Below are 21,799 nucleotides of genomic sequence, written 5' to 3' on the forward strand. Positions count from 1 at the left end.
AGCGAATTCTTTTTCATGAAGATCAAGAGCGTCTTTCCCGGTATTCCGTGAAGAACCTTATGTTTTTATGTGTCGCAGGCTTTTTCCCCGATGGTCACGAAAATGAATGTGTGCAATTTGAACTGGACGTAGCACCGGAATTCAATCAGGCCGTACTTGATCGGGTCGGCTGGAGCTCCCTCGAAGAGGGCGTAAGACATGGCGTTGTAGCGTTAACCGCAACGCAAGTCAGGCAGATTGAAAGTGTGCTTGGGCAACCCATACCGAGTGATCTGGATATCTGCATTAGCGTTTTTGCCTAGAAATCGGGATACGGCCTATGCACCTGCACCTCACCGGCTTTTTACCTGATGGCTTTGATGACACTCATTAAAATATGAGTTGGACGTTGCTGCAGAACTTGAACAGAAGGTCATGGATATTTTGGGCTGGCATCCCCCTCATCCAGGCCTCTTTCTGGTACTGGACGTGACTCCCATATTTGTCTGCTGACAAAGGAGGATTTTTTGTTTCGCAAGCTCGCACTGCCGTAACCCTCTGCGTCTGACGCTGCAAAGAGACTTTTGGGGTCTTCAGTTCAGAACTGTCCTACAGCCTGTTTGTAGCCATTTGGCGTAACGTTCCACCGCCAACTACTGACAATTTGCCTCCATCCTGATGGGGGCATTTTTTTGGCAATGTGGAAGCGGACAGGATCCCAATGAAACTGTTCACGCACTACGTCTGGCCAGCGGGGGGCGCTCACTGACCTCACTCGATACGCAGGCCAACTCACGCTGCTCTTAGGCGGCATGTACAACTTCAAGGACGGCCCATAGTGAAATACACCGTAGAAGAAGGGCAGCACCTGGCTGCCCAATTCATGGCGAAGCACGCTGCACGCCCCATAAAAGCCACTTACGACCTTGCCACGCTAGGTGCCAGAACCCGTCTGGGGGGCGAAGTCGCCACGGCCAGCTCCAGCGTAACAGTCAGCGGCCATCGAATCGCCTGTGTGGGCGACTGGGTACGTTACCCGGACGGCACCGAAAGCAAGATTGTCTCCGGTGCCGGCGCTGCGCTGACTCACCAGGGGCGCCCGATGGCCATTGTGGGCAGTGCCACCGACAACGGCGACACCATTATCAGCAGCCTGCAAAACTCCGCGCAGATTCGGGAATACGCCGATGGCAATGGCATCCCCGGTTTGCTCCAACCCGGCTTTGAGGTGCCATTCACCTCTAGCGAAAGCAAGACTTCTCGCTGAGGCCTCCAGCCTATCTCTCGGCGCTTCATCATGCTCAGGCAAGGAACTGCACAATGAGTGGAAAACCCGCCGCCCGCGTCACCGATCCAACGGCCTGTCCTCTGCCGGGCCATGGCACCAACCCCATCGTCAGTGGTTCTCCCGACGTCATTTTCGACGGCCTGTCCGCCGCCCGAAAAAACGATGTATCCGCGTGTGGCAGCCTGATCGTATCCGGGGTTTCATCGAGCGTTTTCATCAACGGCCAACCCGCCGCCACCCAGGGCAGCATCGGTGCGCACGGTAACGTGATCATCGGCGGCTCAGGCACGGTGATCATCGGGGATACGTTCGTACCGGCCACCGTCTCTCCCATCGCATCGCTGGGCACTAGTACCGCACCTTATTCCGGACGCTTCCAGCTCATTGACCAGGAAACGGGCAAACCGGTTGCTGGGCGCAAGGTCAAGGTTTGGTCCAGTGGCGGTTGGAGCACGCTTGACACCACGGATGCCGAAGGCATGACGTTGTGGGTCCATCACGTTGCATCGGAGTCCATCCATATCGGCCTGGTGCAGGGAGGCGAAGCGTGATCGATCAACCCGGCCTCTCTCAGGGTGGTATGAGCCCGGAAGGCAAGATCAACCCCGTGGGCATTCTGGAACCCAAGCTCGATCCGCAGGACAAGCAGGTGTTGTGTTCGGCAATCTGCTATTGCAGCGCCACGCCCAACGTCAGCCACGGTGGCAAGAACCTCAAACAGGCGTGCGTTGCCCAGCGCCTGGGCGAACTGGATGAAATCCTCCAAGGCCGCAGCCCCTACAAGCCCGAGGTCAGCTACGACATGACCAAGAACCCGCCGCAGCCGATTCTGGACAGCCAGACCGGTAATAGCCCGCATGGCTGGATTCCGGGTTGGATCAGTAAGTATTGGGACGAAGACCCGGAGCATCCGCCGTTCAAACCGGGCCGAGGTATGATTCGCCGGCCTGATGTGGTGATCGTTAAAGACCCGAACACGCCGCCGACCCAAGACAATATCAAGCAGGTGGTGGAGATGAAGTTTCCGCCTGATCCACCTAATGAAATCCAGACAGGTGCATATGCAACGATTGCCGGAACCAAGAGCAAGGTCGTCGAAATGCAAGCTACTGACTGTGACTGTAACCAGGGAAGCCAACAGTCTAAGATTCCCGTGGAACAACTGGGATGGGCTGCGGCTATCGCGGGTGGAGTGATGTTTATCCTGACGCGCGGTCGCTCCCCTCGACCAATGATCCCGGCCTATTAATTCGGAGGAAGTCATATGGAACAGGAGTTCAATTTGGCTGAGGAGCTGGCCAAGCAGCCCCATCTGCTGGAGATTCCCGGCAACCTGCTGATGAAGGGCGGCCCTGAGGGCTATATCGGCGCCGCGCTTTGCCTGCGAGGCACGCTCTACTTCAAGGAGGCCCATACCCCTCTGGTGCGCGAGGCACTGTGTCAGTGCTTCGACGAGTTCAAGCGACTGGCCGAGCCCCATCTCACTTGGCTTTGGCGTGAGGAACCGCCAGAGGGCAAGCCGTTGACAACGTACAGTGATGCAAAGCCATTGCGCGACATGCTGGCCAGCATGGATGAGGATTACCCGCTGAGCTTCTACTACACCAATGGCAAGCAATCTAACGATGCGAGTGCTTGGCTCTTCAAGATTTTCGGCAAGTCGGCATGGGAAGCGAAGATTGGGCGCAATCTAAGTGTTCTGGAGTTCTCCGTACCGCTGCTGTACCAGGAGCAGAATCCGCTGAGTTTCCTACGTCTGTTCCTCGACTTCTCACGTCGATTGGCTCCGGAGCAGGGCTATGCCGGGCATGCCTTCAATCTTTCGGTAACAAACCGGGACAACAACGAGCCCACCGAAGCCTTTATGGCTGCGCGTATGCCAGGTTTGGATGTGGGAACAGCGGGCCTGTTGGCAAATATCCCGGAGTTCAAACCCACTAAGATCAAGACGGTCAGTTGGCTGACCGTACTCGACCAGGCGCACCTGGACTTAGTTGGGGGGCTGGACGCTTTGCGTGCCCAACTGCCCTCCAGCCATTTCGCTTTCTACGACTACGGTGCCGGCGTGGTGATCCAGGCCGGAGCCTACCCCTACCTCTGCGGTGATGCCGAAGACCCGCGACCAGCCCCCTACGTACTGCTGAACCATGTCCTCAAGGGCATCCGCTACGAGACCGTGGGCTCGTTGCACGGCGGCTCTCACGACGGCGAACTGCGCCTGGTCGGCTGGTCGGCCGATCAGTGGCTCAAACGCCTGGATGTGGATGAGAGTGAGATAGCTGGCTGGCGTGCCAGGCTGCTTGCTGACGAACCCAGCCTGGACGCTGCGAACACCCTGGTAGAACGCCTTTAGTTTTGCTCAGGATGCCTTGCCGGCGTGGCCTCTTATGCTACGGGGAAGGCCGGAGAGAAAGGGGGTGAAATCATGGGTGAGATCATTTACGAGGCTGACAAGTGAGTTTGCTGAGTACGATGGCAACGGTATTGGCCTTTTTGTTTGCCGGGATACTTGCCGCCGCTTTTATCCTGATGGGTGTTTTTCTGTATGTCGGGTATTCACGTATGGAGGAAATACTGGGCCATCTTGAGAATTGCCAAGCAATACAGCAAAGAAGGTTTCTTATGCACGTCGGGCCGTGGGGGACAGTCATGCTCACGGCGTCGATTGCGGGAATCATGACGTTTCCCGGAGTTTATCTTCGTCACGGCGGAGTCAGTCAGGCGGACTTGGACGCTTTTCCACCGCCCCTGAAGCGCAAGCTGATCCTGTTGCATATCGTGAATATTGCGTTGGTCGTGGCTGGGGTGTTGGTCGGTGGAGCAATGGCCGTGTGTTGGAGCTATGTAAAAAAAGGCGGCCTTTAAGGCCCCGAGGTTCGGACTGTGTTTCCAGCTGCAACCATGGCCGGATAGGCCGACACCTCGATACCCCGCGCAGAGTGCGACCCGCCCTGACTTACCGCACTCCAGATATTTCCAAGACGATGGGTTAGACATAAACTGCCACGCCTTTGTCGTTGCTCCGTATCGAGCCCGGGACTAGCCTTTGATCGTCGCTGCCAATTCAGCGATCGGGCTTGGTAACCCATTTTGATACAGGCGCAACAGCGCCCCGTTTCACAACTGCAGGCGCTTTTTTGTGGTTCTTCACGGAATTCCGGGAAGAACCATAAAAAAGCCCCCATCAAGATGGGGGCAAGTTTTAGCAGTTGGCGACAGGACATTACCCGAAATGACCACGAGCAGGTCGTAGGACAATTCTGAATTTGATGTGCGTTGCGTCTCTCTCACCGCTCCGGCGGACTCAACCGCCCATCCAGCGCAAAGCGCTCCTGCAACACCAGCTCATACAACCCCGTGGCCAGCAAGGGGTTGATCAGCAGGTTCCAGCTATGGCGCGACACGCTGGAGGGGATCAGTACGAAGGGGTGCTGTTCCAGCAGGCTGGCGCCGAAGGCTTGTTGGCTGTGGCTGGGGGTGCCGGGGATCAGCCAGTTGGGGTTGGGGATGTCTTCGGGACGGACGATGTGGACCTTTGAGGGGTCCAGCACCCGGGCCGCGGTCAGGGTGTGGGGCAGGCAGTCGAGGGCCTTGAAGCCCTTGTGCACCGCCACTTCCAGGATGGCGGTCGAGGCGTCCAGGCTGGCGTACACCACTTGCAGCCCCTTGGGGTTCCAGCGGCCGCCGCTGCCTTCGGCGCCGATGCCGCTGTTCCAGGTCGAGGCATGCCGGGCCTGGTCGAGGCGCCAGAAATGCAGGGACGGGGCCAGGGGGTCGGTGAGCATCAGTAGACCCCGAACTCGAGCCGATGCAGAAAGTCCGTCACCAGTTCATAGCCCACCGGGTTGGCCAGCAGGTCGATGGGGACTTCGCCATCCAGGCCCAGGGCCGGCTGGGTCATCCAGTCTTCGGCCAGCGCCCGCGAGCCCAGCACCGCCTCGGCCTTTTCCAGCACTTGCGCGTAGTGCAAGGCGCGGGCGCTCTGTTCGGGGGTCAGGGCCTGGTCCTGGTTCTTCAGCCGTCGCGCCAGGGTGCGCTCGGAAAAGCCGACGATCTTCGACAGCACGTTGTAGCGCTTGAAGGCCTCGACCGACTCCACCAGCTCGATCACCGCGCCGAGGGAGAACCCCAGCTGGGTGGCCCTGAAGACCGCCATGGGGTCATCGGCGTTGGTGCCCGGCAGCAGCCCGCGCACCATGGGCGAAGGCAGCGCATAGACCGCCGCCTCTTCGCTCAGCAGGTTCACCTTGGCCTTGGGGCTGCGGCTTGCGGAGGGCTTGCGCGGTTCGACCTTGGCGATGGCCTTGGGCGCAACGCCCTTGACCTTCTCGGCCTTGGCTGAAGGTTTCACGGTGGCGGTATTCTTGGCGGCGGCGGTCATGCTCATCTCCCTGCCTGATGACAGATGGCATTAATAATAATGCCATTTGGCAAAAGAAAGAACCGCCAGCTTACCAACGGTCGCCAGGGCCCGGTGACGCTTCGCCGGCATGCGCCACGGCGCAGCTCAGCCCTGCGCCCGCTCCAGCGCCCGTTCGATATCCTCGGCGGCAACCGCAGTGCCCTCCAGCCATAGGCTGTTGTCGGCCAGGCGAATGCTCAGGCAGATCGCTTCACGATCTCCGGGGTATTTGCGCAACAGCAGTTCCACCGCCGCCGTCGATGGCGAGCTGGATACCAGGTCCCAGGGCCCGCCGCTCAGGTCCAGCAGCACCCGGCCATTGCGCCCATCCACCACCTTCGGGGCGTATACCCAATGGCTCATGCGCATTTCATGGGGCTCGACGCTGATTGTCAGGTGTTCATAACGTTTGGGGTCCATGACCGCTCCTTGGTAACCGCTCGTACGCGTAATTCTGTAGGAGCGAGGCTTGCCCGCGATAGTCGTCACGCGCAATACCGGGATACCGCGTCATCGTTCATCGCGAGCAAGCTGCGCTCCTACAGAAGAAGCACGCGCCATTCTGTAGGAGCGGCCGGTCGACGCTCGATTGCCCGCGATAGCCGTCACGCGCAATACCGGGATACCGCGTTATCGTTCATCGCGGGCAAGCCTCGCTCCTACGGAAGAAGCCGGTGTGCACCGCTTCTCGTCCACACCTCGCGGATTCGCTACTATGTCCGCCAGTTACCCGCCTTCTGCCCAACCACTGCGGAGCCTCAATGCCCAACCCCAAGGACATCGCCAGCGATAGCGGCGCCCCGATGATTCCCGAGCAGCGTCGCGAGCTGATTCTGCGCCAGTTGCGCAAGCATCAGGTGTTGAGCGTGCATCAGTTGATGGAGATGTTCGACTGTTCGCACATGACGGTGCGCCGCGATATCGCGCTGCTGGAACAGGAAGGCCGGGCCTATTCGGTGACCGGTGGGGTGCGTATCGCCAGCCAGTTGCACAGCGAGCCGAGCCACCAGAGCAAGGCGGTGGTCGAGCTGCCGCAGAAGCAGGCCATGGCCCGGCTGGCGGCGCGCCTGCTGCACGCGGACATGACGGTGTACCTGGACGCCGGCACCAGCACCCTGGAGATCGTGCCGTACATCAAGGCGCTGTCGGGCATGACGGTGGTGACCAACGACTTCGGTATCGTCCAGGCGCTGATGGAGGCGCCGCAGGTGACGGTGATCCACACCGGCGGCCAGCTCGACCACGACAACCATTCCTGCGTCGGCGGGCTGGCGGTGGCGACCCTGCGTCAGGTAGTGACCGATATCGCCTTTATGTCCACCAGCTCCTGGGACCTGCGCCGCGGCATCACCACGCCGTCGGCGTTGAAGGTCGAGGTCAAGCAGGTGGCGATGCAGTCGGCGTCCCAGGTGGTGCTGGTGGCCAGCAGTTCGAAGTACGGCACCTTCAGCATGTACCGCATCGCCGGGCTGGAGCAGTTCGACGTGATCATCAGCGACGACGACCTGGCCCAGGCCGCGGCGGACGGGATTCGCAAGCAAGGGGTGGAATTGTTGCTGCCGTCCGACTCGCAAGCGGTTGCAGCGAAAGACTGACAGCCGCAGCGCGGGTGCGGCTCACTGGTGCTGTTTTCTGAACCACAGCACGCAGGCGATATCCCGCAGGTCTTCGCCCAAGCCGTCGAGGGCGACCCGGGTGGTACGGCGAATGCGCCGCAGCCACTCCACCACCGCGCACAGGCTGGCGAAAAAGAACAGCAGCACGAACAGTTGCCGCAGGCCGAAGCCCTGGTCCAGCCCCTGGGCGCGGAAGTGGTTCCACAGCCAGAGGCCGCAGGCGGCGCTCAGCACCACCAGCAGCACGCTGGCGATATTGATCCACTGGCCAAGAATGGTGGTGCGCCGGGCGCGGCGGTATTCGCGCTCGATGCGCTCCAGGGTCACGGTGGGGATCTGTTCCCAATGCAGATCGCGCGGGCGGCAAGGCGCATCGTCCAGGCCCGACTGATCGACGAATATCGACTTTTCCATGTTCCCCGCTCCCATTGATGGCACCAGTGATGGCCCTGGCGACAGGGAGCCAATGTACCCGCAGGTGGGAGGCGAAGGCCGACACCTTCAGAAATGTTCAGATTCGCGCAGAATCACGCTTCGCGGGCGGCAGGCACTGACCAGTGCAGCCGCCCTGCCCGCCCCTCAGAAGGCTTTCCAGTCCCGCAGCCATTGCAGGCCAGCCGAGGTATCGCCGCGCGGCCGGTACTCGCAACCGACCCAGCCGTCGTATCCCAACTGGTCCATAAGCGCGAACAGGTAGGGGTAGTTCAGCTCGCCCAGGTCCGGCTCGTGGCGGTCCGGCACGCCGGCGATCTGGATATGGCCGATGCCGGCGAAGTCGCGGCGCAGCTTGGTCGCCAGGTCGCCCTCGACGATCTGGCAGTGGTAGCAGTCGAACTGCACCTTGAGGTTGCTTGCGCCGACCTCCTTGCAGATCGCCTGGGCCTGGTCCTGGCGGTTGAGGAAGAAGCCCGGCATGTCGCGGGTGTTGATCGGCTCCAGCAGCACGGTGACGCCGACCTTGGCCGCCTGGGCGGTGGCGTAGGCCAGGTTCTCCAGGTACACCGCGTGATGGCGTTCGCGCAGGCTTTCCGAGGGCAGCAGGCCGGCCATCACATGGATCCGCGAGTTGCCCAGCACCGCGGCGTATTCCAGGGCGCGGTCGAAGCCGGCGCGGAATTCCGCCTCGCGCCCGGGCAGGGTCACGGTGCCCCGCTCGCCCGCCGCCCAGTCGCCGGGCGGCGCGTTGAACAGGGCCTGGACCAGGCCGTTGTCGCTCAGGCGCTGCTTGAGCTCCTCGGCGCTGTAGTCGTAGGGGAACAGGTATTCCACCGCTTCGAAACCGTCGGCCGCCGCCGCGGCGAAACGATCGAGAAACCCGTGTTGCGGGTAGAGCATGCTTAGGTTGGCAGCAAAACGAGGCATGTTGGCTCCTAAAAACGGCTCAGACAAAAGGCCAGATCAGCAAGGTAATACAGAAACCCAGGGTACCGAGCAAGGTGGTGATCAGGGTCCAGGTGCGCAGGCCGTCGGCCACGTTGAGCCCGGCGAGCTTGGTGAAGATCCAGTAGCCGGCGTCGTTGATATGCGACATCGCCAGCCCGCCACCGCCCATGGCCAGGCACAGCAGCGCCATGTGGTTGGGGGTCAGGTTCAGGGTGGCGATCAGCGGGCTGATGATCCCGGCAGTGGTCACCAGGGCCACGGTGGTCGAACCCTGCACCGCGCGCAGGAGCATGGTCAGCAAGAAGCCCAGGGCCAGCACCGGCAGGCCGGTGGTGCGCAGCAGGTCGGAGACCACCGCGCCGATCCCGGTGTCCACCAGCACCTTGCCGAACACCCCGCCGGCCCCGGCGATCAGGATCACCATGGCCACGCCCGGCAAGGCCGAGCCGATCACGTCCGACACCTGGCTACGGCTCCAGCCACGGCGCGAACCCAGCAGCCAGGCGCACAGCAAGGTATCGATCAGCAGCGCCACCAGCGGCGCGCCGAGCACGGTCATGACACCGCGCAAGGTCGATTCGGCCGGCAGCAGCGAAGTGGCCAGGGTGCCCAGCAGGATCAGCACGATCGGCAACAGGATCAGGCTGACGATCAGGCCGAAACCGGGCGCAGGCGCGGGCGGCAGCTTGGCGACTATGGCGCTGGTGGATTCTTCCAGGCCCATGTGGGACACCGCCACCGCGGCCTGTTGCGGGTCCTTGGCATTGCCGTTGGTCCAGGCCAGCAGGTCCTCGTTGGTCACGTGGGGACCATAGACTTCGGCGCGGATGTCGTCGGTCATCGGGTAGAAACGCCGGGTCATGCGCCCGGCCACGCGGTAGCCGACGTAACACAGGAAGGCGGTGATCGGCAGGCCGAACATCAGCACCCGGCCCAGGTCGGCGCCCAGCTGGCTGGCCGCGGCCACGGCGCCCGGATGGGGCGGCAGGAACGCATGCACGGTGAGCAGCGCCGCGCACATCGGCAAGGCGAACACCAGCAGCGGCTTGCGCGCCCGGCGGGCCACGCCATAGGCCAGCGGCATGAGGATGATCACCCCCACCTCGAAGAACACCGGCACGCCGATGATGAACCCGGCGATGGTCAGCGCCAACGGCGTGCGGCGGTTGCCGAAACGCTCGATCAGCGACTTGGCCAGGGCCTCGGCGCCGCCGGACAGTTCGATGATCCGCCCGATCATCGCGCCCAAGGCAATGATGATCGCGATATGGCCGAGGGTCTTGCCCATGCCGCCTTCGATGGTCGCCACCAGGTCGGCCGGTTTCACCCCGGCCACCAGCGCCACCAGGATGCTCACCAGCATCAGCGCGACAAAGGGCTGGAACTTGTACTTGAGCACCAGGAACAGCAGCAGCGCGATGCCCGCGCCGGCCGTCAACATCAGGATAAGCGGGCTCATTGCGCGGCACCTCCCTCATAAGAGAAAGAAGCGCTGGTGAAACCAAAACAGCTGCAGTCAGGGAACGTCATGCGGGATGTCCTGTTGTTATTGTTTTTTCAGGCAAGCCGGGGCCCTCGAGAGCCTGACGACGACTCCCGGGCAGTGCTTGCAATGTCGGTTTACAGTTTCGAGTTGCAGCGGCGCGCTACCTACCAGTGCGCGCCGAAGGTCTCGCGCAGCTCATCCAGGGCTGCCTGATCCAGTGGCGCGGGCTTGGGATTGCTCATCAGCCAGAGTCGCGCGGTTTCTTCCAGTTCTTCCAGGGCGTAGCTGGCCTTGGCCACCGAGCTTTCCCAGACCACCGGCCCCAGGCGCTCGAGCATCACCCCGCGCACGCTGTTGGCCAGTTGCGCCACCTGCTCGGCGACCTTGGGCGAACCCGGGCGCTGGTAGCCGATCAGCGGAATGTGCCCGACCTTCATCACCTGGTACGGCGTCAGCGGCGGCAGGATGTCGTCCGGCCGCCATACGCCGGCCAGGGTCAGCGCCACCAGGTGGGTGGAATGGGTGTGCACCACGCCACCGACGCTCGGGTTGCGGTCATAGACCTGGCGATGCAGGGCCAGGGTCTTGGACGGCTTGTTGCCGGACACCCACTCCCCCGCCAGGTTGACCTTGGCGATGGCCGCCGGATCGAGGCGACCGAGGCAGACGTCGGTCGGGGTGATCAGCCAGCCATCGTCGAGGCGCGCGCTGATATTGCCGGCGCTGCCCACGGTGTAGCCACGCTGGTAGAGGCTACGACCGACGTCGCAGATCTCTTCGCGCAGGGCCTGTTCCCTTGCCGCGGCGCTCATTGGTCACCTCCGGCCAGTTGCCTGAGGGCCTTGGCGAAGAAGTCGCGGCTACCGAAGTTGCCGGACTTCAGGGCCAGCGCCAGCGGCTCGGCGGAGTTGCTGAGGGTGGCCGGCACGCCCGGGTCGATCTGCGCGCCGATCTGCAACAGGTTGACCCCAAGCGCCTTGACCACCGCGCCGGAGGTTTCGCCACCGGCAATCACGAAGCGGCGCACGCCGTTCTGGCGCAGGCCCTGGGCAATCTCGCCCAGGGCGTTCTCCACCAGCGTGCCGGCGCGCTCGACGCCGAGTTGCTGTTGCACCGCCTTGACCTCGGCCGGGGTGCTGGTGGCGTAGATCAGTACGGTTTCGTCACTGTCGCGGGCAAAGGCCAGGGCCTGCTCCACCACCGGTTCGCCCGCGGCCAGGGCCATGGGGTCGATGCGCAGGGCCGGACGGTCGGCCTCCAGCCAGGCCGCGACCTGGCCGATGGTGGCCACCGAGGCGCTGCCGGCCAGTACCACTTCGCCGCCTTCGACGGTCGGCAGCGACGCCGCGTCGAAGTCGCGCAGCTTGCCGGCACGGCGGAAGTTGCCCGGCAGGCCCAGGGCCAGGCCCGAGCCGCCGGTCAGCAGCGGCAGGTCGGCACAGGCGCTGCCGAGGGTGTAGAGGTCCTGGTCGGACAGCGCATCGGCGATGGCCATGCCGATCCCCTGCTGGCGCAGTTCGGCGATCTTCGCCCGCACCGCCTCGACGCCCCCGGCGATGCTGTCGTAGCGCAGCAGGCCGACTTTCAGCTGGGTCTGGGCCTGCAGCACGCGCACCAGGTTGGCGTCGCTCATCGGCGTCAGCGGGTGATGCTGCATGCCCGATTCGCTGAGCAACTGGTCCTGGACGAACAGGTGGCCGCGGAAGATGGTCCGGCCGTTTTCCGGGAACGCCGGGCAAGCCAGGGTGAAATCGCTGCCCAGGGCCTTGAGCAAGGCCTCGCTGACCTGTCCGATATTGCCGGCGGCGGTGGAATCGAAGGTCGAGCAGTACTTGAAGAAGATCTGCTCGCAGCCCTGCTCGCGCAGCCAGTCCAGGGCCGCGAGGGACTCCTCGACCGCCTCGGCAACCGGCGTGGTGCGCGACTTGAGGGCGATGACGATAGCGTCGGCATCCAGCCCGGCCGCCACTTCGCGGCTCGGGATGCCGATGCTTTGCACCGTGCGCATGCCGCCGCGCACCAGCATGTTGGCCAGGTCGGTGGCGCCGGTGAAATCGTCGGCGATGCAGCCCAGCAGCGGGCGTGCAGTGGAATCGGTCATGAAAGCTTCCTCAGACAGGCTCGGGCTTGGCGGTCGGCAGGTCGATGCCCGGGAAAATCTTGATCACCGCCGAGTCGTCCTCGCGGCCGAAGCCGGCGCTGGAGGCCTGCATGAACATCTGGTGCGCGGTGGCCGACAGCGGCAGGGGGAATTTGCTGGCACGGGCGGTATCCAGCACCAGGCCCAGGTCCTTGACGAAGATGTCCACCGCCGACAGCGGCGTGTAGTCGGCCTTGAGGATGTGCGGCACACGGTTCTCGAACATCCAGGAGTTGCCGGCGCTGTGGGTGATCACTTCGTACAGGGCATCGGCGTCCACCCCTTCGCGCAGGCCCAGGGCCATGGCTTCGGCGGACGCGGCGATATGCACCCCGGCCAGCAGCTGGTTGATGATCTTGACCTTGGAACCCAGGCCGTGGGCGTCGCCCAGGCGATAGACCTTGCCCGCCATGCCGGCCAGGATCGCTTCGGCCTTGGCGTAGGCGGCAGCCGGGCCGGAGGTCATCATGGTCATCTCACCGGCGGCGGCCTTGGCCGCGCCACCGGAGATCGGCGCGTCGAGGTACAGCAGGCCCTGCTCGGCCAGGCGCTCGCCCAACTCCACGGCGTAGGTCGGCGCCACGGTGGCGCAACCGATCACCAGGCTGCCGGCACCCAAGGCCGACACCGCGCCCTCTCCACCGAACAGCACGGTTTCGGTCTGCTCGGCGTTGACCACCACCGTGATGATCACATCGCAGGCTTCGGCCATTCGCGCCGGCGACGCACAGGCCACCCCGCCTTCGCTGGCGAACTGTTGGGTGACCGCTTCACGCACGTCACAGGCATGCACATTGAAACCCGCGCGCAGCAGCGAGCGGGCAATGCCCAGGCCCATCGCGCCCAGGCCGACAACACCGACATTCTTGTTATTCATGGGGTACTCCAGAGAAGACAGCAGCCTGGTCCACGCCGGCAAGGCGCGGGCGGCGGGCCGCGGGATAAATGGGAGCACGGGCGGCGGGGGCGACAGGGTCGCTTGGCAGGTAAATCGAGACCTTGTCGGACATCGAGGGGCCGTCCTGTGATTTGTTGTTATCAGGTTGTGGCCGATCATCTACCAATGAACAGATTATGTGAAGTATTTTTTCAATCTAACATTTATTAACATTGCCGAACACGGACGCCAGGCACCCCGCGACAGCCTTGCAGCCCGCGCAGAGTCAAACAGACGAGCGGTAGCCCATTGCGACCAGCGCACTGATCTGCGTCAACCAGGCGTCTACACTCGAGACCGATGCTGTTAGGCGCAACATCAACGATCAGCGGTACCGCCCTTCATCGTCCACCCATTGACGGTGGGCGCCGGACAGCGCTGTATGGTCAATTCCGCAATGCTTGAACAAGGATATTCAACATGGCAAAGATCAATGTATTGGCTGGTGATTTTCTACAAGGGAATGGTGAGTACCGTCAGGGAGTCTTCAGGTTGGCCACAGCCACCAACCCCTCGCCGGGGGTCGAGGTCAAAGCCTCCGCATTCAAACATCTGGAAATCGCGACACAGGACAGCATCACCAACAGGGACGCCATTGGCTACGGCATTGCCGGGGCCATGCTGCTGGGTCCGGTGGGTGCTCTGGCGGGCTACCTGATAGCCGGCAAGGAAACCGAGGTGACCTTCATCGCCACCTTCAAGGATGGCCGCAAACTGCTGGCGGCCACAGACAGCGAGACCTACCGGGATATTGAAAAACGACTGACGGCCTGACGCCCGTCGTCTGTCGTCCGCCCATGCCCGCAACCTCGGGCATGGGCTACTCCCCTGCCCTACGCCGATTCCGCTTCGCCCGGCCCAGCCCGGCGCTTCTGCCGTTCGCCTTCCAGCCAGACCACCAGCCCCAGCAGGCTGCCGCCGGCGATCAGCAGGCTGACGAACCAGCCCAGGGTTTCCGCCAGCTGGGTGAAGAACAGCGTGTACAGCTGGATGATGAAGAAGGTCGCGCCATAACCCACCAGCATGGAAAAGCGCAGGCGAATGCCCAGTGCCAACAGGCCCAGGCTGAACGCCGCCCACAGCCCGTTGAACAACACCAGCTCGCCGGATTCGGCCAGGTGCCAGGGGCCGTCGATCAGGTCGTAGCTGCCGAACAGCGACAACAGCCACAACGACATCTGCGCCATGAACAGCCCGGCGGAAATCCACACCTTGGCAAAGCCGCGATAACGGGCAAGCGTTGACGCCTCGCCCCACAGATGAACAAAACCGAACAGCGCCATGGCCAGGGCCGCGCCGAGGAAACGCAGCGGATAGTTCATGCCGAACCAGTAGGCGCCCCAGCCCGACTCGTAACCGCTGCGCCCGCCGAACCAGACGAAGAACAGCACGCTGCACAGGGTCAGCAGCAAGGCGTTGTTCAGCACGTAGCTGAGCGCCAGCAACAGCAGCAAGTCCACCAACAACAGCGCCGGCCAGTTGCCCGAGCCGTCGGAGTAGATCATGCCCAGCACCAGGCTCAGGCCGATCAGGGCAAAGCCGCCGAGCAACTCCAGGGTCGCGCCGAGCAGCTTCAACTGCTTGCCCAGCAGCCAGCGCCCGGCGGCAAACAGCCCGACCATCAATACGCCCAGGCCACCGGCCAGTTTCGGCAAGGTGAACGTCAGGTGTTCATGCAGCAGGATCAGCAGCCCAGCCGCCAGGCTGATGGCGCCGAAGGTCAGGAACCAGCGCCCCAGGGAACGCCAGTCCCAGCGGGTCAGCGGGTACAGCTCGGCGATCCGCGCGTGGGCCTGGGTGTCGATCAGGCCGTCGCGCAGCCATTGGTCCAGGGCGTTGTGCACCTGGCGATTACGGCGATCCGGGTTCATTGGCCAGCCTCCCCGGCGCGCAGCGCGGTGCGTTCGAACAACCAGCCCAGGAGCATGCCCACTGCGCCGGCGACGGCAAAAAACACCGCGGCGCTCAGCTGTTCCCAGGCGTACTCATAAAAGCGCGTGTACAGGTCGATGCCGAGGAACACCACGCCGAAACCGGTGAAGCTGGGGTGCTTGAAGCGCGCGCCGAGCACCAGTTGGGCGATGGCGCCGAGGGTAAACAGCAGGGTCCAGGTCAGGGTCTGGCGGTACGGGTCTTCCAGGCTGAGGAACCACAGCGAGCAGTTGAAGTACAGCAGCCCGAAGATCACATACAGCCGCCCGAAGCCGCTGAAACGGCGCAGGGCGTGATCCTCGGCGCGCTGGTGCCACAGCCCCAGGAGCGCGACCAGCGCGGCGATCACGGCCATGGAGCGCGGGTCCTGGATGCCAAAATAGTAAGTGCCGGAACCGCCATACCACTCCCACGAACCCAAACCGTGGAAGACGCAGAGCAGGCCCAGCAGCAGCGGCCAGCGCAGGCGATAGCCATAGGCGGTGGCGATGCTCAGGGCGGCGGTGACCAGCAGCGCCAGCGGCAGGTTGCCGAACTCGCCGGTCTCGCTGTCGGAGCTGCCGAGCAACAGGCTGGCGCCCATCAGGATCAGGCCGATGGTCAGGATCGCCACCCCGGTGACCGGCATGCGCCGCGCCGGGTCGCGGGCCAGGCGCGCGCCGATCAGCCACAGCCCGACACCGGCGGCGAAAAACAGCACCGCCCCCACCAGCACCGACTCGGCCAGCAGGCCAATGCCGCCCAGCACCGCCATGCCGATCAGCAGCACCGCGCCGATGCCCAGCCATTGCAGGACCGTGGACAAGCGGTGTTCGGGACGTTCATACAAGGCGCCGAGCCGCTGCTGCGCCTCGGCATCGATCAGGCCACGGTGGCGCCAGTCGGCGATTTCGTGGAGCAACATCTGCTGGGTGGTTTTTCTCATGGCGCTCTTGGTTCAAGGTGTGGACATCGGCCGCCAACCGGCCGTCGACTGTGCAGCATAGCCGAGCCTGTGCCTGGCAAGACGCCTCGCAACGCTAACGCGGCACGCCGCGCCGATGAAAAAGGCCGCCCCGAGGGCGGCCTGGTTTTCCTGCCAGCGGCATCACCTCGCCCTGAGGCAAGGGTATGCCGAGCCAGGCGCGCGCCTGTCACCGCAAGGCACTACTCCGCTGTCGTCGGATCGATGATCGAGGTCACCCGCGATACCCGGTCCGCCGGAAAACCGCCTTGCCGGGCATGCTCCCGGATGAGCTCCTCGCCTGGCGCGATATAGACGCAGTAGATTTTGTCGCCGGTGACGTAGCTGTGCAGCCACTGCACCTGCGGCCCCAGTTCATCGAGCACCTTGCAGGACTTTTGCGCGATCCCTTGCAGATCCTGCGCCGACAGCGCTCCAGCGCCCGGGAAATCGCGTTCAATCACAAATTTAGGCATGACAACCTCCAGTTCTGTCCCGCTCTTGCCGAAGCAACAGCTTCAGGCCGATCGCCAACGGCTATTGCTTGCCGATCACCGCCGCCAGCAACGGCGCGGCCTGTTCATCGGTCAGCGCCGGGTGCACGTCCATCCTGAGCAGGTCGCTCCACTCCAGCACCCATTTCTGCATCAGCGTGAGATCGTCGGTCTGTGCGATACCAAACCCCGTCATGCCACCGACGGCATGCCAGCGCCCCAGCATGCTCACCCCTGCGGGTGGCGCCCCACCCGTCTTGAGAAATCGCTCGATCGCACTGTTACGACGTTCGGGGCTGATTGACCAACTGACAATGAATAACATCTGCCACCTCCTGCGAAACGGGCGCCCGTTGTTCATTGCGTGCGCCAGGCAGGCACCGTGACCACGGCCACGCATCGGCATCGCCCCGCCTCTCGGCCGGCCCGAAACCATTGCCCCCTAGGGAAGGCATAGCAGCCTTGCGCGGTCGGCGCATGACCGCCGATCCTGTTTCCAGGACGCTCCCGCCCCAAGCGCGAACGAGCGAAGCCGCGGCCAATGAATGGCTATGCTTGATCTGTTGCTGGAAGCAATCCCGTCGCCCCGATAACGGCTGCGACGGGCCCACCCTTTCCGCCAACGCCCCCTAGCGCCGCGCGACACCGGCAAGGAGCGGTTCGAGATGCAACTGATCAGCGTGAACATCGACAAGCCGGAAGCCACCAACTTCATTTTCGGCCAGACCCACTTCATCAAGTCCGTCGAGGACATCCACGAAGCCCTGGTCGGCGCCGTGCCGAACATCGCCTTTGGCCTGGCCTTTTGCGAAGCCTCCGGCCAATGCCTGGTGCGCTGGTCCGGCAGCGATCCGACGATGATCGCGCTGGCGCAAAAGAACGCCCAGGCGATCGCCGCCGGCCATAGTTTCATCGTGTTTCTCGGCGACGGTTTTTATCCGTTGAACGTGCTCAACACCCTGAAGATGGTGCCTGAGGTGTGCCGCATCTTCTGCGCGACCGCCAACCCGACCCAGGTGATTCTCGCGGAAACGGCGCAGGGCCGGGCGGTGCTGGGGGTGGTGGATGGCTTCTGCGCCAAGGGCCTGGAAGGCGACGACGACATCCTGTGGCGCAAGAACCTGCTGCGGCAGATCGGCTACAAGCAGTAAGCGCTGCGCCGACAGGCTACTCGGACGGCGTGGTCCGGCAACTCTTGCGCTGACGGATCTCCTGCTCCGAAGGACGCTCCTTGACGAACTCGAAGCGCGGCTCGCCCTCGCTGTAGGTGACCAGCCAGCCCCACTCCAGCTCGGACTCATCCTGGCCCGGTTTCGGCGGCGCGGCCCACCAGGGATCTTTGCTGACGATCTGGCGCATGTCCTCCTCCCATTGATTCGGCCCCTTCAACTATAACGTTCAGGCCTTGAGGCACGCGGATTTCGGCTGATCGGCGAACTGTCGACAGGCGCCCACCACCGTCACCGCGCCAGCGCCCATTCGGCCAGTGGCCGGTAACGGCCTTTATGCGACTCGAACAGGGCGAAGTGCCGGGCACTCAGGTGAAAGTCCGCAGGGATCTGGGACTCGGGCACCGGCGCCCGATAGTCGCGCATCAAGGTCAAGTGCGGACGAAACTCCCGCGGCGAATCGACCAGCCCCAGTGGCAGCAGCGCTTCCTGCAAGGCATACACCAGCTGGCGCAACTCCAGCGGCGCCTGTGTCGGCGCCAGCAACAAGACCCCGGCCCGGCGCCAGACCTCCAGGCGGTCGAGCGGGACGTCCAGCGGCTCGCCACAGGTGCGCACGCTCGCCGCCGCGGCGCAGATCCGCGGAATCTGCGCCACCGCGACCGAGCCCAGGAACATCAGGGTCAAATGAAAGTTTTCCGCCGCCACCGGCCGGCCGCTCCTGAGGCCCAGCGCGCCGCGCCACTGGGCGATGGCCCGGCGTTGGGCGACGGTGCAGGGCAAGGCGAAGAACAGCCGCTTGAACGGCTCGCCCTGCTCGCGGGACTCATCATTCATGCCCTGTCCTCCGGTTCGGTTCGGACGAAGTGCTGTCTGTCAGGCCGTTCCCCCACCGGCCCTCTGCGACTCGCCCACCGGGAATCTCAGGCCGGTTTAGCCCTTTCTTGAGTTCAGCATAAAGAAGGCAACAAGACGCCGCGCCTGTCGGCATTCGGTCATTTTTATCGGTTGTAATGCTCATTGACGTCCGCCCCCTTTCACAGGAAGAGCACGATGAGACTCGCGTCCTACAACGTTGAAAACCTGTTCAACCGCGCCAAGGCCATGAACCTGGAAGGCTGGGCCGAGGGCCGGCCTGTGCTGGAGCGTTTCGCCCGGCTCAACCAGTTGCTGGGCGAGCCCATCTACACGGACCAGGACAAGGCGCAGATGGTCAAGCTGCTGACCGAGCTGGGGCTGAGCAAGTCGGACCAGGGCCCCTTCGTGATCCTGCGGCAGAACCGCGGCAGCCTGGTCAAGCGGCCCAAGGCCGGCGGCCTGGAGATTGTCGCCAATGGGCGCACCGAGTGGGTCGGCTCGCTGGAGCTGATCGAGGCCCCGGTGGACCTGGAAGCCATGCGCAATACCGCGCGGGTGATGATCGACCTGCAAGCCGATGTGCTGGCGGTGGTCGAGGCGGAAAGCCGCCCGGCCCTGCGCGACTTCAATACGGAGATCATCGGTGCCCTGGGCGGCCCGTTGTTCCGGCATGTGATGCTGATCGACGGCAACGATACGCGGGGCATCGACGTCGGCCTGATGACCGCCGAGGGCTACCCCATCGGCCAGCTGCGCAGCCATGTCGACGACACCGCGGCCAACGGCGAGCTGATCTTTTCCCGCGATTGCGCGCAGTTCCAGATCCCGCTATCTGACGGCAAGCAGCTAATCGTCCTGGTCAACCATCTGAAGAGCAAAGGCTTCGGCAGCCTCGCGGCTTCGGCGAAAAAGCGCCTGGCCCAGGCCGAGCGGATCAAGCTTATCTACCAGGCGCTGGTGGCCCAGGGCGAGACCTATATCGCAGTGGTCGGCGACTTCAACGACACCCCGGACAGCGCGCCGCTGGAGCCTTTGCTCAAGGGCACCGACCTCAAGGATGCCTTTGTCCATCCGGCCTTCGATGACGGCGGTTACCCCGGCACCTTCGACACCTGCAAGGCGGCGAACAAGATCGACTACCTGCTGCTGTCGCCGGCACTGTTCGCCACCGTCACCGCCGGCGGCGTATGGCGCAAGGGCATGTGGCCGGGCAGCAAGCCCAAGCGCTGGGAGGTCTACCCGCAGCTGGACAAGAAGGAAAACGCCGGTTCGGATCATGCGGCGGTGTGGGTCGACCTGGACCTGTGAGCCGAACCGGCCCCGCTCCCGAGCGGGGCCTGAAGCACGGCCTTGTCAGCCCTGGACGCTGGCGCTGGCGGCCTCGTGGATAAAGGCCGCGACCTCCGCCGCCCGCGAGGCCAGCGAGGCATGGGAGCTGGCCAGGGTCAGGGTTTTCCGGGGGTTGAGCCGGGCGGCCATCAGTTGCTGGTTGCGCGGGTGGATCATGCGGTCGTCGCTGGAGATCTGGTACCAGGACGGCTTGTTCTTCCAGGCCGGGGCGCTGATGGTGTCGCCGAAGGTGCTGGCCAGCGGCGCCTTCTGGGTCACCGCCATGACCAGCGCTTCGTCGGCGCCCAGGTCCTGGCAGAAGCTCTCATGGAAGGCCTGCGGCTTGAGCCACAGGTAGCCATCGCTGTCGGGCTCGAGGTTGGCCGCCGCCGCAGGCAGGTGCTGCTGGGTGATCGAGCCCGGGCTTTCCCCGGCATCCGGGGCGAAGGCCGCGATATACACCAGCCCGACCACGTTGGGCTGGTCACCCACTTCGGTAATCACCGCGCCGCCGTAGGAATGCCCCACCAGCAACACCGGGCCATCGACCTGGGCAATCATCTTGCGGGTGCGCTCGACGTCATCGGCCAGCGACGTCAAGGGCATTTCCACCGCGCGGATCGCGCTGTAACCCTTGCGCGAAAGCTCGATGATCACCTTGCTCCAATGGGCCGCATCGCCCCAAAAACCATGCACCAACACAATCGTAGGCTGACCACTCATGACCTTGAATCCTCTGTCTGGATAAAGACCGCTCGCCGCTGGCGGCGGTACTGCCGGGCCCAGGGCATTGCGGGGCAGGTCGCTCGTCAAGTGACAGGCAGGAGACGCCCTCCCCCGTGCTGGCTTATGCTCGGGCACGCTCATTATCGAAGGGGACGGTGCCGACCGACCATGACCGAAAAGCCGAAGACTGTGCAGAGACACCTGACCCCGGCCGCCTCGCCATCCGACCTCAGGCACCCGGCCGCCGATGTGTTTTTCGAAGTGTTCAGCCTGGCGCGGATGCGTGGCGAGCTGCTGGGCGAGACGCTGCTGCAACCCGGCCAGCTGTTGCAGCAAGCGGCGGGCGGCGCCTGTTTCCATGTGATCCAGGACGCCGGCTGCCAGCTCAGGCTCAACGGCACTGACGAAACCACCCACTTGGTGCCCGGGGACATCCTGTTCGTGCCCCACGGCCAGGCTCATCAACTGCACAGCGCTGCGGATGCCAGCCCGGAGCTGCCGGCGCGCATCACCAGCGGCGTCTTCCGGTTCGAGGGCGGGTGTGGCCAGGCCTTGATCCAGGGCTTGCCCGGGGTGCTGCAAGTCAGTTGCCAGGGCGAGGACCCGAGCGACCTGATCGGCTCCCGTGAATGGCTGTCGCTGACGGTGGCGGCGATGCAGAAGGAAGTGCGCAACCCTTCGATCGGCAGCACCATCATGCTGTCGCGGATCATCGACCTGATGTTTATCTGGGCCGTGCGCCATTGGCTGGCCCATGCCCCGCAAGGGATCAGCGGCTGGATCGCCGCCCTGCGCGACCCGCTGATCGGCCAGGCACTGGCGCTGTTGCACGCCGAGCCGGGCGCGGCGTGGAGCGTCGAGCGCCTGGCCGGCCTGGTCAACCAGTCGCGCTCCAACCTGGCGCAACGTTTCACCCACCTGGTGGGCCAATCGCCGATGCGCTACCTGATGCACTGGCGCATGCAACTGGCCGGTCAGCGCCTGCAGACCTCCAGCCTGCGCATTTCGCAGATCGCCGAACAGCTGGGTTATGAATCCGAGGCGGCTTTCAGCCGGGCCTTTCGCCGCGAGTTCGGGGTCGCTCCCAGCGAATACCGCTCACAGGCTTGAGCGGATT

Annotated in this window: 27 protein-coding genes; 11 read left to right on the plus strand and 16 right to left on the minus strand. The window is 63.8% G+C overall.

Translation table 11 applies throughout. The annotated features are described in order from the left end of the window. The 6 genes from PVZ80_RS08085 to PVZ80_RS08110 all read left to right on the plus strand — a co-directional run. The coding region (locus tag PVZ80_RS08085; protein ID WP_273863645.1) for a pyocin S6 family toxin immunity protein at positions 1–302 on the plus strand (302 nt) is incomplete at its 5' end. Between the two features lie 515 nt (positions 303–817). Further along, positions 818–1,246 carry a PAAR domain-containing protein gene (locus PVZ80_RS08090; RefSeq protein ID WP_200877291.1) on the plus strand — a complete coding sequence of 143 codons (429 nt, stop codon included), beginning with the start codon at positions 818–820 and terminating at the stop codon, positions 1,244–1,246. Then, positions 1,243–1,818 carry a PAAR domain-containing protein gene (locus PVZ80_RS08095; protein WP_268746784.1) on the plus strand — a complete coding sequence of 192 codons (576 nt, stop codon included), beginning with the start codon at positions 1,243–1,245 and terminating at the stop codon, positions 1,816–1,818. The genes PVZ80_RS08090 and PVZ80_RS08095 overlap by 4 nt, the downstream gene beginning before the upstream one ends. Further along, entirely contained in the window at positions 1,815–2,516 is a 702-nt protein-coding gene (locus PVZ80_RS08100) for a VRR-NUC domain-containing protein (RefSeq protein WP_038631977.1), read from the plus strand. The genes PVZ80_RS08095 and PVZ80_RS08100 overlap by 4 nt, the downstream gene beginning before the upstream one ends. A 15-nt stretch (positions 2,517–2,531) precedes the next feature. Then, positions 2,532–3,620 carry a DUF3396 domain-containing protein gene (locus tag PVZ80_RS08105; protein ID WP_038631978.1) on the plus strand — a complete coding sequence of 363 codons (1,089 nt, stop codon included), beginning with the start codon at positions 2,532–2,534 and terminating at the stop codon, positions 3,618–3,620. 101 nt (positions 3,621–3,721) lie between these two features. Beyond that, entirely contained in the window at positions 3,722–4,132 is a 411-nt protein-coding gene (locus tag PVZ80_RS08110) for a hypothetical protein (protein WP_051673133.1), read from the plus strand. 422 nt (positions 4,133–4,554) lie between these two features. On the opposite strand, the gene PVZ80_RS08115 is transcribed toward PVZ80_RS08110, so the two are convergent. From PVZ80_RS08115 to PVZ80_RS08125, 3 genes are all read right to left on the minus strand, one after another. Further along, positions 4,555–5,052 (minus strand): RES family NAD+ phosphorylase, encoded by a 498-nt coding sequence (locus tag PVZ80_RS08115; protein ID WP_038631973.1) that lies wholly within the window; start codon positions 5,050–5,052, stop codon positions 4,555–4,557. Continuing rightward, a complete protein-coding gene (gene parS / locus PVZ80_RS08120; RefSeq protein WP_038636553.1) occupies positions 5,052–5,648 on the minus strand; it encodes a type II RES/Xre toxin-antitoxin system antitoxin in 597 nt (198 codons plus the stop codon). Before parS ends, PVZ80_RS08115 begins: the two co-directional genes overlap by 1 nt. A 126-nt stretch (positions 5,649–5,774) precedes the next feature. Next, positions 5,775–6,089 (minus strand): hypothetical protein, encoded by a 315-nt coding sequence (locus tag PVZ80_RS08125; protein ID WP_016704588.1) that lies wholly within the window; start codon positions 6,087–6,089, stop codon positions 5,775–5,777. A gap of 341 nt (positions 6,090–6,430) precedes the next feature. Between PVZ80_RS08125 and PVZ80_RS08130 the strand changes: the two genes are divergently transcribed. Beyond that, on the plus strand, positions 6,431–7,264 hold the full coding sequence (locus PVZ80_RS08130) for a DeoR/GlpR family DNA-binding transcription regulator (protein ID WP_007931857.1): 834 nt from the start codon (positions 6,431–6,433) through the stop codon (positions 7,262–7,264). 21 nt (positions 7,265–7,285) lie between these two features. Here the strand turns inward: PVZ80_RS08130 and PVZ80_RS08135 are convergent, their stop codons facing one another. The 6 genes from PVZ80_RS08135 to ltnD form a co-directional block, all read right to left on the minus strand. Next, a complete protein-coding gene (locus PVZ80_RS08135) occupies positions 7,286–7,699 on the minus strand; it encodes a hypothetical protein (protein WP_009048635.1) in 414 nt (137 codons plus the stop codon). 165 nt (positions 7,700–7,864) lie between these two features. Then, positions 7,865–8,647: a 2-oxo-tetronate isomerase gene (otnI, locus tag PVZ80_RS08140; protein WP_038631970.1), complete on the minus strand. Its 783-nt coding sequence runs from the start codon at positions 8,645–8,647 to the stop codon at positions 7,865–7,867. A 19-nt stretch (positions 8,648–8,666) separates the two neighbouring features. After that, the gene (locus PVZ80_RS08145) at positions 8,667–10,127 is read right to left on the minus strand and encodes a GntP family transporter (protein WP_009048633.1); all 1,461 of its coding nucleotides are present in this window, start codon (positions 10,125–10,127) and stop codon (positions 8,667–8,669) included. 191 nt (positions 10,128–10,318) lie between these two features. Then, positions 10,319–10,966: a 3-oxo-tetronate 4-phosphate decarboxylase gene (otnC, locus tag PVZ80_RS08150; RefSeq protein WP_038631967.1), complete on the minus strand. Its 648-nt coding sequence runs from the start codon at positions 10,964–10,966 to the stop codon at positions 10,319–10,321. After that, a complete protein-coding gene (gene otnK, locus PVZ80_RS08155) occupies positions 10,963–12,255 on the minus strand; it encodes a 3-oxo-tetronate kinase (protein WP_038631966.1) in 1,293 nt (430 codons plus the stop codon). The genes otnC and otnK overlap by 4 nt, the downstream gene beginning before the upstream one ends. 10 nt (positions 12,256–12,265) lie before the next feature. Further along, positions 12,266–13,171 carry an L-threonate dehydrogenase gene (ltnD, locus tag PVZ80_RS08160; protein WP_009048630.1) on the minus strand — a complete coding sequence of 302 codons (906 nt, stop codon included), beginning with the start codon at positions 13,169–13,171 and terminating at the stop codon, positions 12,266–12,268. A 480-nt stretch (positions 13,172–13,651) separates the two neighbouring features. Between ltnD and PVZ80_RS08165 the strand changes: the two genes are divergently transcribed. Beyond that, positions 13,652–14,005 carry a hypothetical protein gene (locus tag PVZ80_RS08165; RefSeq protein WP_009048629.1) on the plus strand — a complete coding sequence of 118 codons (354 nt, stop codon included), beginning with the start codon at positions 13,652–13,654 and terminating at the stop codon, positions 14,003–14,005. Positions 14,006–14,064: 59 nt separating this feature from the next. On the opposite strand, the gene PVZ80_RS08170 is transcribed toward PVZ80_RS08165, so the two are convergent. The 4 genes from PVZ80_RS08170 to PVZ80_RS08185 all read right to left on the minus strand — a co-directional run bounded on the left by PVZ80_RS08170 (position 14,065) and on the right by PVZ80_RS08185 (position 16,925). Then, positions 14,065–15,102: a hypothetical protein gene (locus PVZ80_RS08170; protein WP_053268863.1), complete on the minus strand. Its 1,038-nt coding sequence runs from the start codon at positions 15,100–15,102 to the stop codon at positions 14,065–14,067. Continuing rightward, positions 15,099–16,088, minus strand: a complete 990-nt coding sequence (locus PVZ80_RS08175) for a DUF2157 domain-containing protein (RefSeq protein ID WP_273863646.1) — start codon at positions 16,086–16,088, stop codon at positions 15,099–15,101. The genes PVZ80_RS08170 and PVZ80_RS08175 overlap by 4 nt, the downstream gene beginning before the upstream one ends. A 221-nt stretch (positions 16,089–16,309) precedes the next feature. After that, complete coding sequence (locus PVZ80_RS08180; protein ID WP_009048626.1) at positions 16,310–16,582, minus strand: DUF4242 domain-containing protein; 273 nt, start codon at positions 16,580–16,582, stop codon at positions 16,310–16,312. Between the two features lie 61 nt (positions 16,583–16,643). Then, the gene (locus tag PVZ80_RS08185) at positions 16,644–16,925 is read right to left on the minus strand and encodes a DUF3303 domain-containing protein (RefSeq protein WP_016704577.1); all 282 of its coding nucleotides are present in this window, start codon (positions 16,923–16,925) and stop codon (positions 16,644–16,646) included. A 340-nt stretch (positions 16,926–17,265) separates the two neighbouring features. Here PVZ80_RS08185 and PVZ80_RS08190 point away from each other — a divergent pair, with 340 nt between their 5' ends. Then, a complete protein-coding gene (locus PVZ80_RS08190; protein WP_009048623.1) occupies positions 17,266–17,751 on the plus strand; it encodes an adenosine-specific kinase in 486 nt (161 codons plus the stop codon). Positions 17,752–17,767: 16 nt separating this feature from the next. On the opposite strand, the gene PVZ80_RS08195 is transcribed toward PVZ80_RS08190, so the two are convergent. Next, entirely contained in the window at positions 17,768–17,959 is a 192-nt protein-coding gene (locus PVZ80_RS08195) for a hypothetical protein (RefSeq protein WP_273863647.1), read from the minus strand. A 101-nt stretch (positions 17,960–18,060) separates the two neighbouring features. Continuing rightward, positions 18,061–18,606, minus strand: a complete 546-nt coding sequence (gene thpR / locus PVZ80_RS08200; protein ID WP_273863648.1) for an RNA 2',3'-cyclic phosphodiesterase — start codon at positions 18,604–18,606, stop codon at positions 18,061–18,063. 216 nt (positions 18,607–18,822) lie between these two features. Between thpR and PVZ80_RS08205 the strand changes: the two genes are divergently transcribed. Next, positions 18,823–19,935, plus strand: a complete 1,113-nt coding sequence (locus PVZ80_RS08205) for an endonuclease/exonuclease/phosphatase family protein (RefSeq protein WP_124338188.1) — start codon at positions 18,823–18,825, stop codon at positions 19,933–19,935. Positions 19,936–19,980: 45 nt separating this feature from the next. Here PVZ80_RS08205 and PVZ80_RS08210 read toward each other — a convergent pair whose 3' ends face one another. Beyond that, on the minus strand, positions 19,981–20,679 hold the full coding sequence (locus PVZ80_RS08210; RefSeq protein ID WP_124340044.1) for an alpha/beta hydrolase: 699 nt from the start codon (positions 20,677–20,679) through the stop codon (positions 19,981–19,983). Positions 20,680–20,850: 171 nt separating this feature from the next. On the opposite strand from PVZ80_RS08210, the gene PVZ80_RS08215 reads away from it, so the two are divergent. Next, the gene (locus PVZ80_RS08215; RefSeq protein WP_273863649.1) at positions 20,851–21,792 is read left to right on the plus strand and encodes a helix-turn-helix transcriptional regulator; all 942 of its coding nucleotides are present in this window, start codon (positions 20,851–20,853) and stop codon (positions 21,790–21,792) included. The last annotated feature ends 7 nt before the right edge of the window (positions 21,793–21,799 follow it).

The organism is Pseudomonas sp. B3G-3, from assembly GCF_028640915.1.
GTDB lineage: Bacteria > Pseudomonadota > Gammaproteobacteria > Pseudomonadales > Pseudomonadaceae > Aquipseudomonas > Aquipseudomonas chlororaphis_I.

What these genes read in the sequence shown, in the direction of transcription:
- PVZ80_RS08170 (WP_053268863.1), bottom strand. Translation starts at nt 15,102, where the DNA reads ATGAACCCGGATCGCCGTAATCGCCAGGTGCACAACGCCCTGGACCAA.
- PVZ80_RS08190 (WP_009048623.1), top strand. Translation starts at nt 17,266, where the DNA reads ATGCAACTGATCAGCGTGAACATCGACAAGCCGGAAGCCACCAACTTC.
- PVZ80_RS08185 (WP_016704577.1), bottom strand. Translation starts at nt 16,925, where the DNA reads ATGTTATTCATTGTCAGTTGGTCAATCAGCCCCGAACGTCGTAACAGT.
- PVZ80_RS08115 (WP_038631973.1), bottom strand. Translation starts at nt 5,052, where the DNA reads ATGCTCACCGACCCCCTGGCCCCGTCCCTGCATTTCTGGCGCCTCGAC.
- PVZ80_RS08165 (WP_009048629.1), top strand. Translation starts at nt 13,652, where the DNA reads ATGGCAAAGATCAATGTATTGGCTGGTGATTTTCTACAAGGGAATGGT.
- thpR (WP_273863648.1), bottom strand. Translation starts at nt 18,606, where the DNA reads ATGAATGATGAGTCCCGCGAGCAGGGCGAGCCGTTCAAGCGGCTGTTC.
- PVZ80_RS08135 (WP_009048635.1), bottom strand. Translation starts at nt 7,699, where the DNA reads ATGGAAAAGTCGATATTCGTCGATCAGTCGGGCCTGGACGATGCGCCT.
- otnI (WP_038631970.1), bottom strand. Translation starts at nt 8,647, where the DNA reads ATGCCTCGTTTTGCTGCCAACCTAAGCATGCTCTACCCGCAACACGGG.
- ltnD (WP_009048630.1), bottom strand. Translation starts at nt 13,171, where the DNA reads ATGAATAACAAGAATGTCGGTGTTGTCGGCCTGGGCGCGATGGGCCTG.
- PVZ80_RS08175 (WP_273863646.1), bottom strand. Translation starts at nt 16,088, where the DNA reads ATGAGAAAAACCACCCAGCAGATGTTGCTCCACGAAATCGCCGACTGG.
- PVZ80_RS08205 (WP_124338188.1), top strand. Translation starts at nt 18,823, where the DNA reads ATGAGACTCGCGTCCTACAACGTTGAAAACCTGTTCAACCGCGCCAAG.
- PVZ80_RS08105 (WP_038631978.1), top strand. Translation starts at nt 2,532, where the DNA reads ATGGAACAGGAGTTCAATTTGGCTGAGGAGCTGGCCAAGCAGCCCCAT.
- PVZ80_RS08180 (WP_009048626.1), bottom strand. Translation starts at nt 16,582, where the DNA reads ATGCCTAAATTTGTGATTGAACGCGATTTCCCGGGCGCTGGAGCGCTG.
- PVZ80_RS08130 (WP_007931857.1), top strand. Translation starts at nt 6,431, where the DNA reads ATGCCCAACCCCAAGGACATCGCCAGCGATAGCGGCGCCCCGATGATT.
- otnK (WP_038631966.1), bottom strand. Translation starts at nt 12,255, where the DNA reads ATGACCGATTCCACTGCACGCCCGCTGCTGGGCTGCATCGCCGACGAT.
- PVZ80_RS08145 (WP_009048633.1), bottom strand. Translation starts at nt 10,127, where the DNA reads ATGAGCCCGCTTATCCTGATGTTGACGGCCGGCGCGGGCATCGCGCTG.
- PVZ80_RS08210 (WP_124340044.1), bottom strand. Translation starts at nt 20,679, where the DNA reads ATGAGTGGTCAGCCTACGATTGTGTTGGTGCATGGTTTTTGGGGCGAT.
- PVZ80_RS08215 (WP_273863649.1), top strand. Translation starts at nt 20,851, where the DNA reads ATGACCGAAAAGCCGAAGACTGTGCAGAGACACCTGACCCCGGCCGCC.
- PVZ80_RS08195 (WP_273863647.1), bottom strand. Translation starts at nt 17,959, where the DNA reads ATGCGCCAGATCGTCAGCAAAGATCCCTGGTGGGCCGCGCCGCCGAAA.
- PVZ80_RS08125 (WP_016704588.1), bottom strand. Translation starts at nt 6,089, where the DNA reads ATGGACCCCAAACGTTATGAACACCTGACAATCAGCGTCGAGCCCCAT.
- parS (WP_038636553.1), bottom strand. Translation starts at nt 5,648, where the DNA reads ATGACCGCCGCCGCCAAGAATACCGCCACCGTGAAACCTTCAGCCAAG.
- otnC (WP_038631967.1), bottom strand. Translation starts at nt 10,966, where the DNA reads ATGAGCGCCGCGGCAAGGGAACAGGCCCTGCGCGAAGAGATCTGCGAC.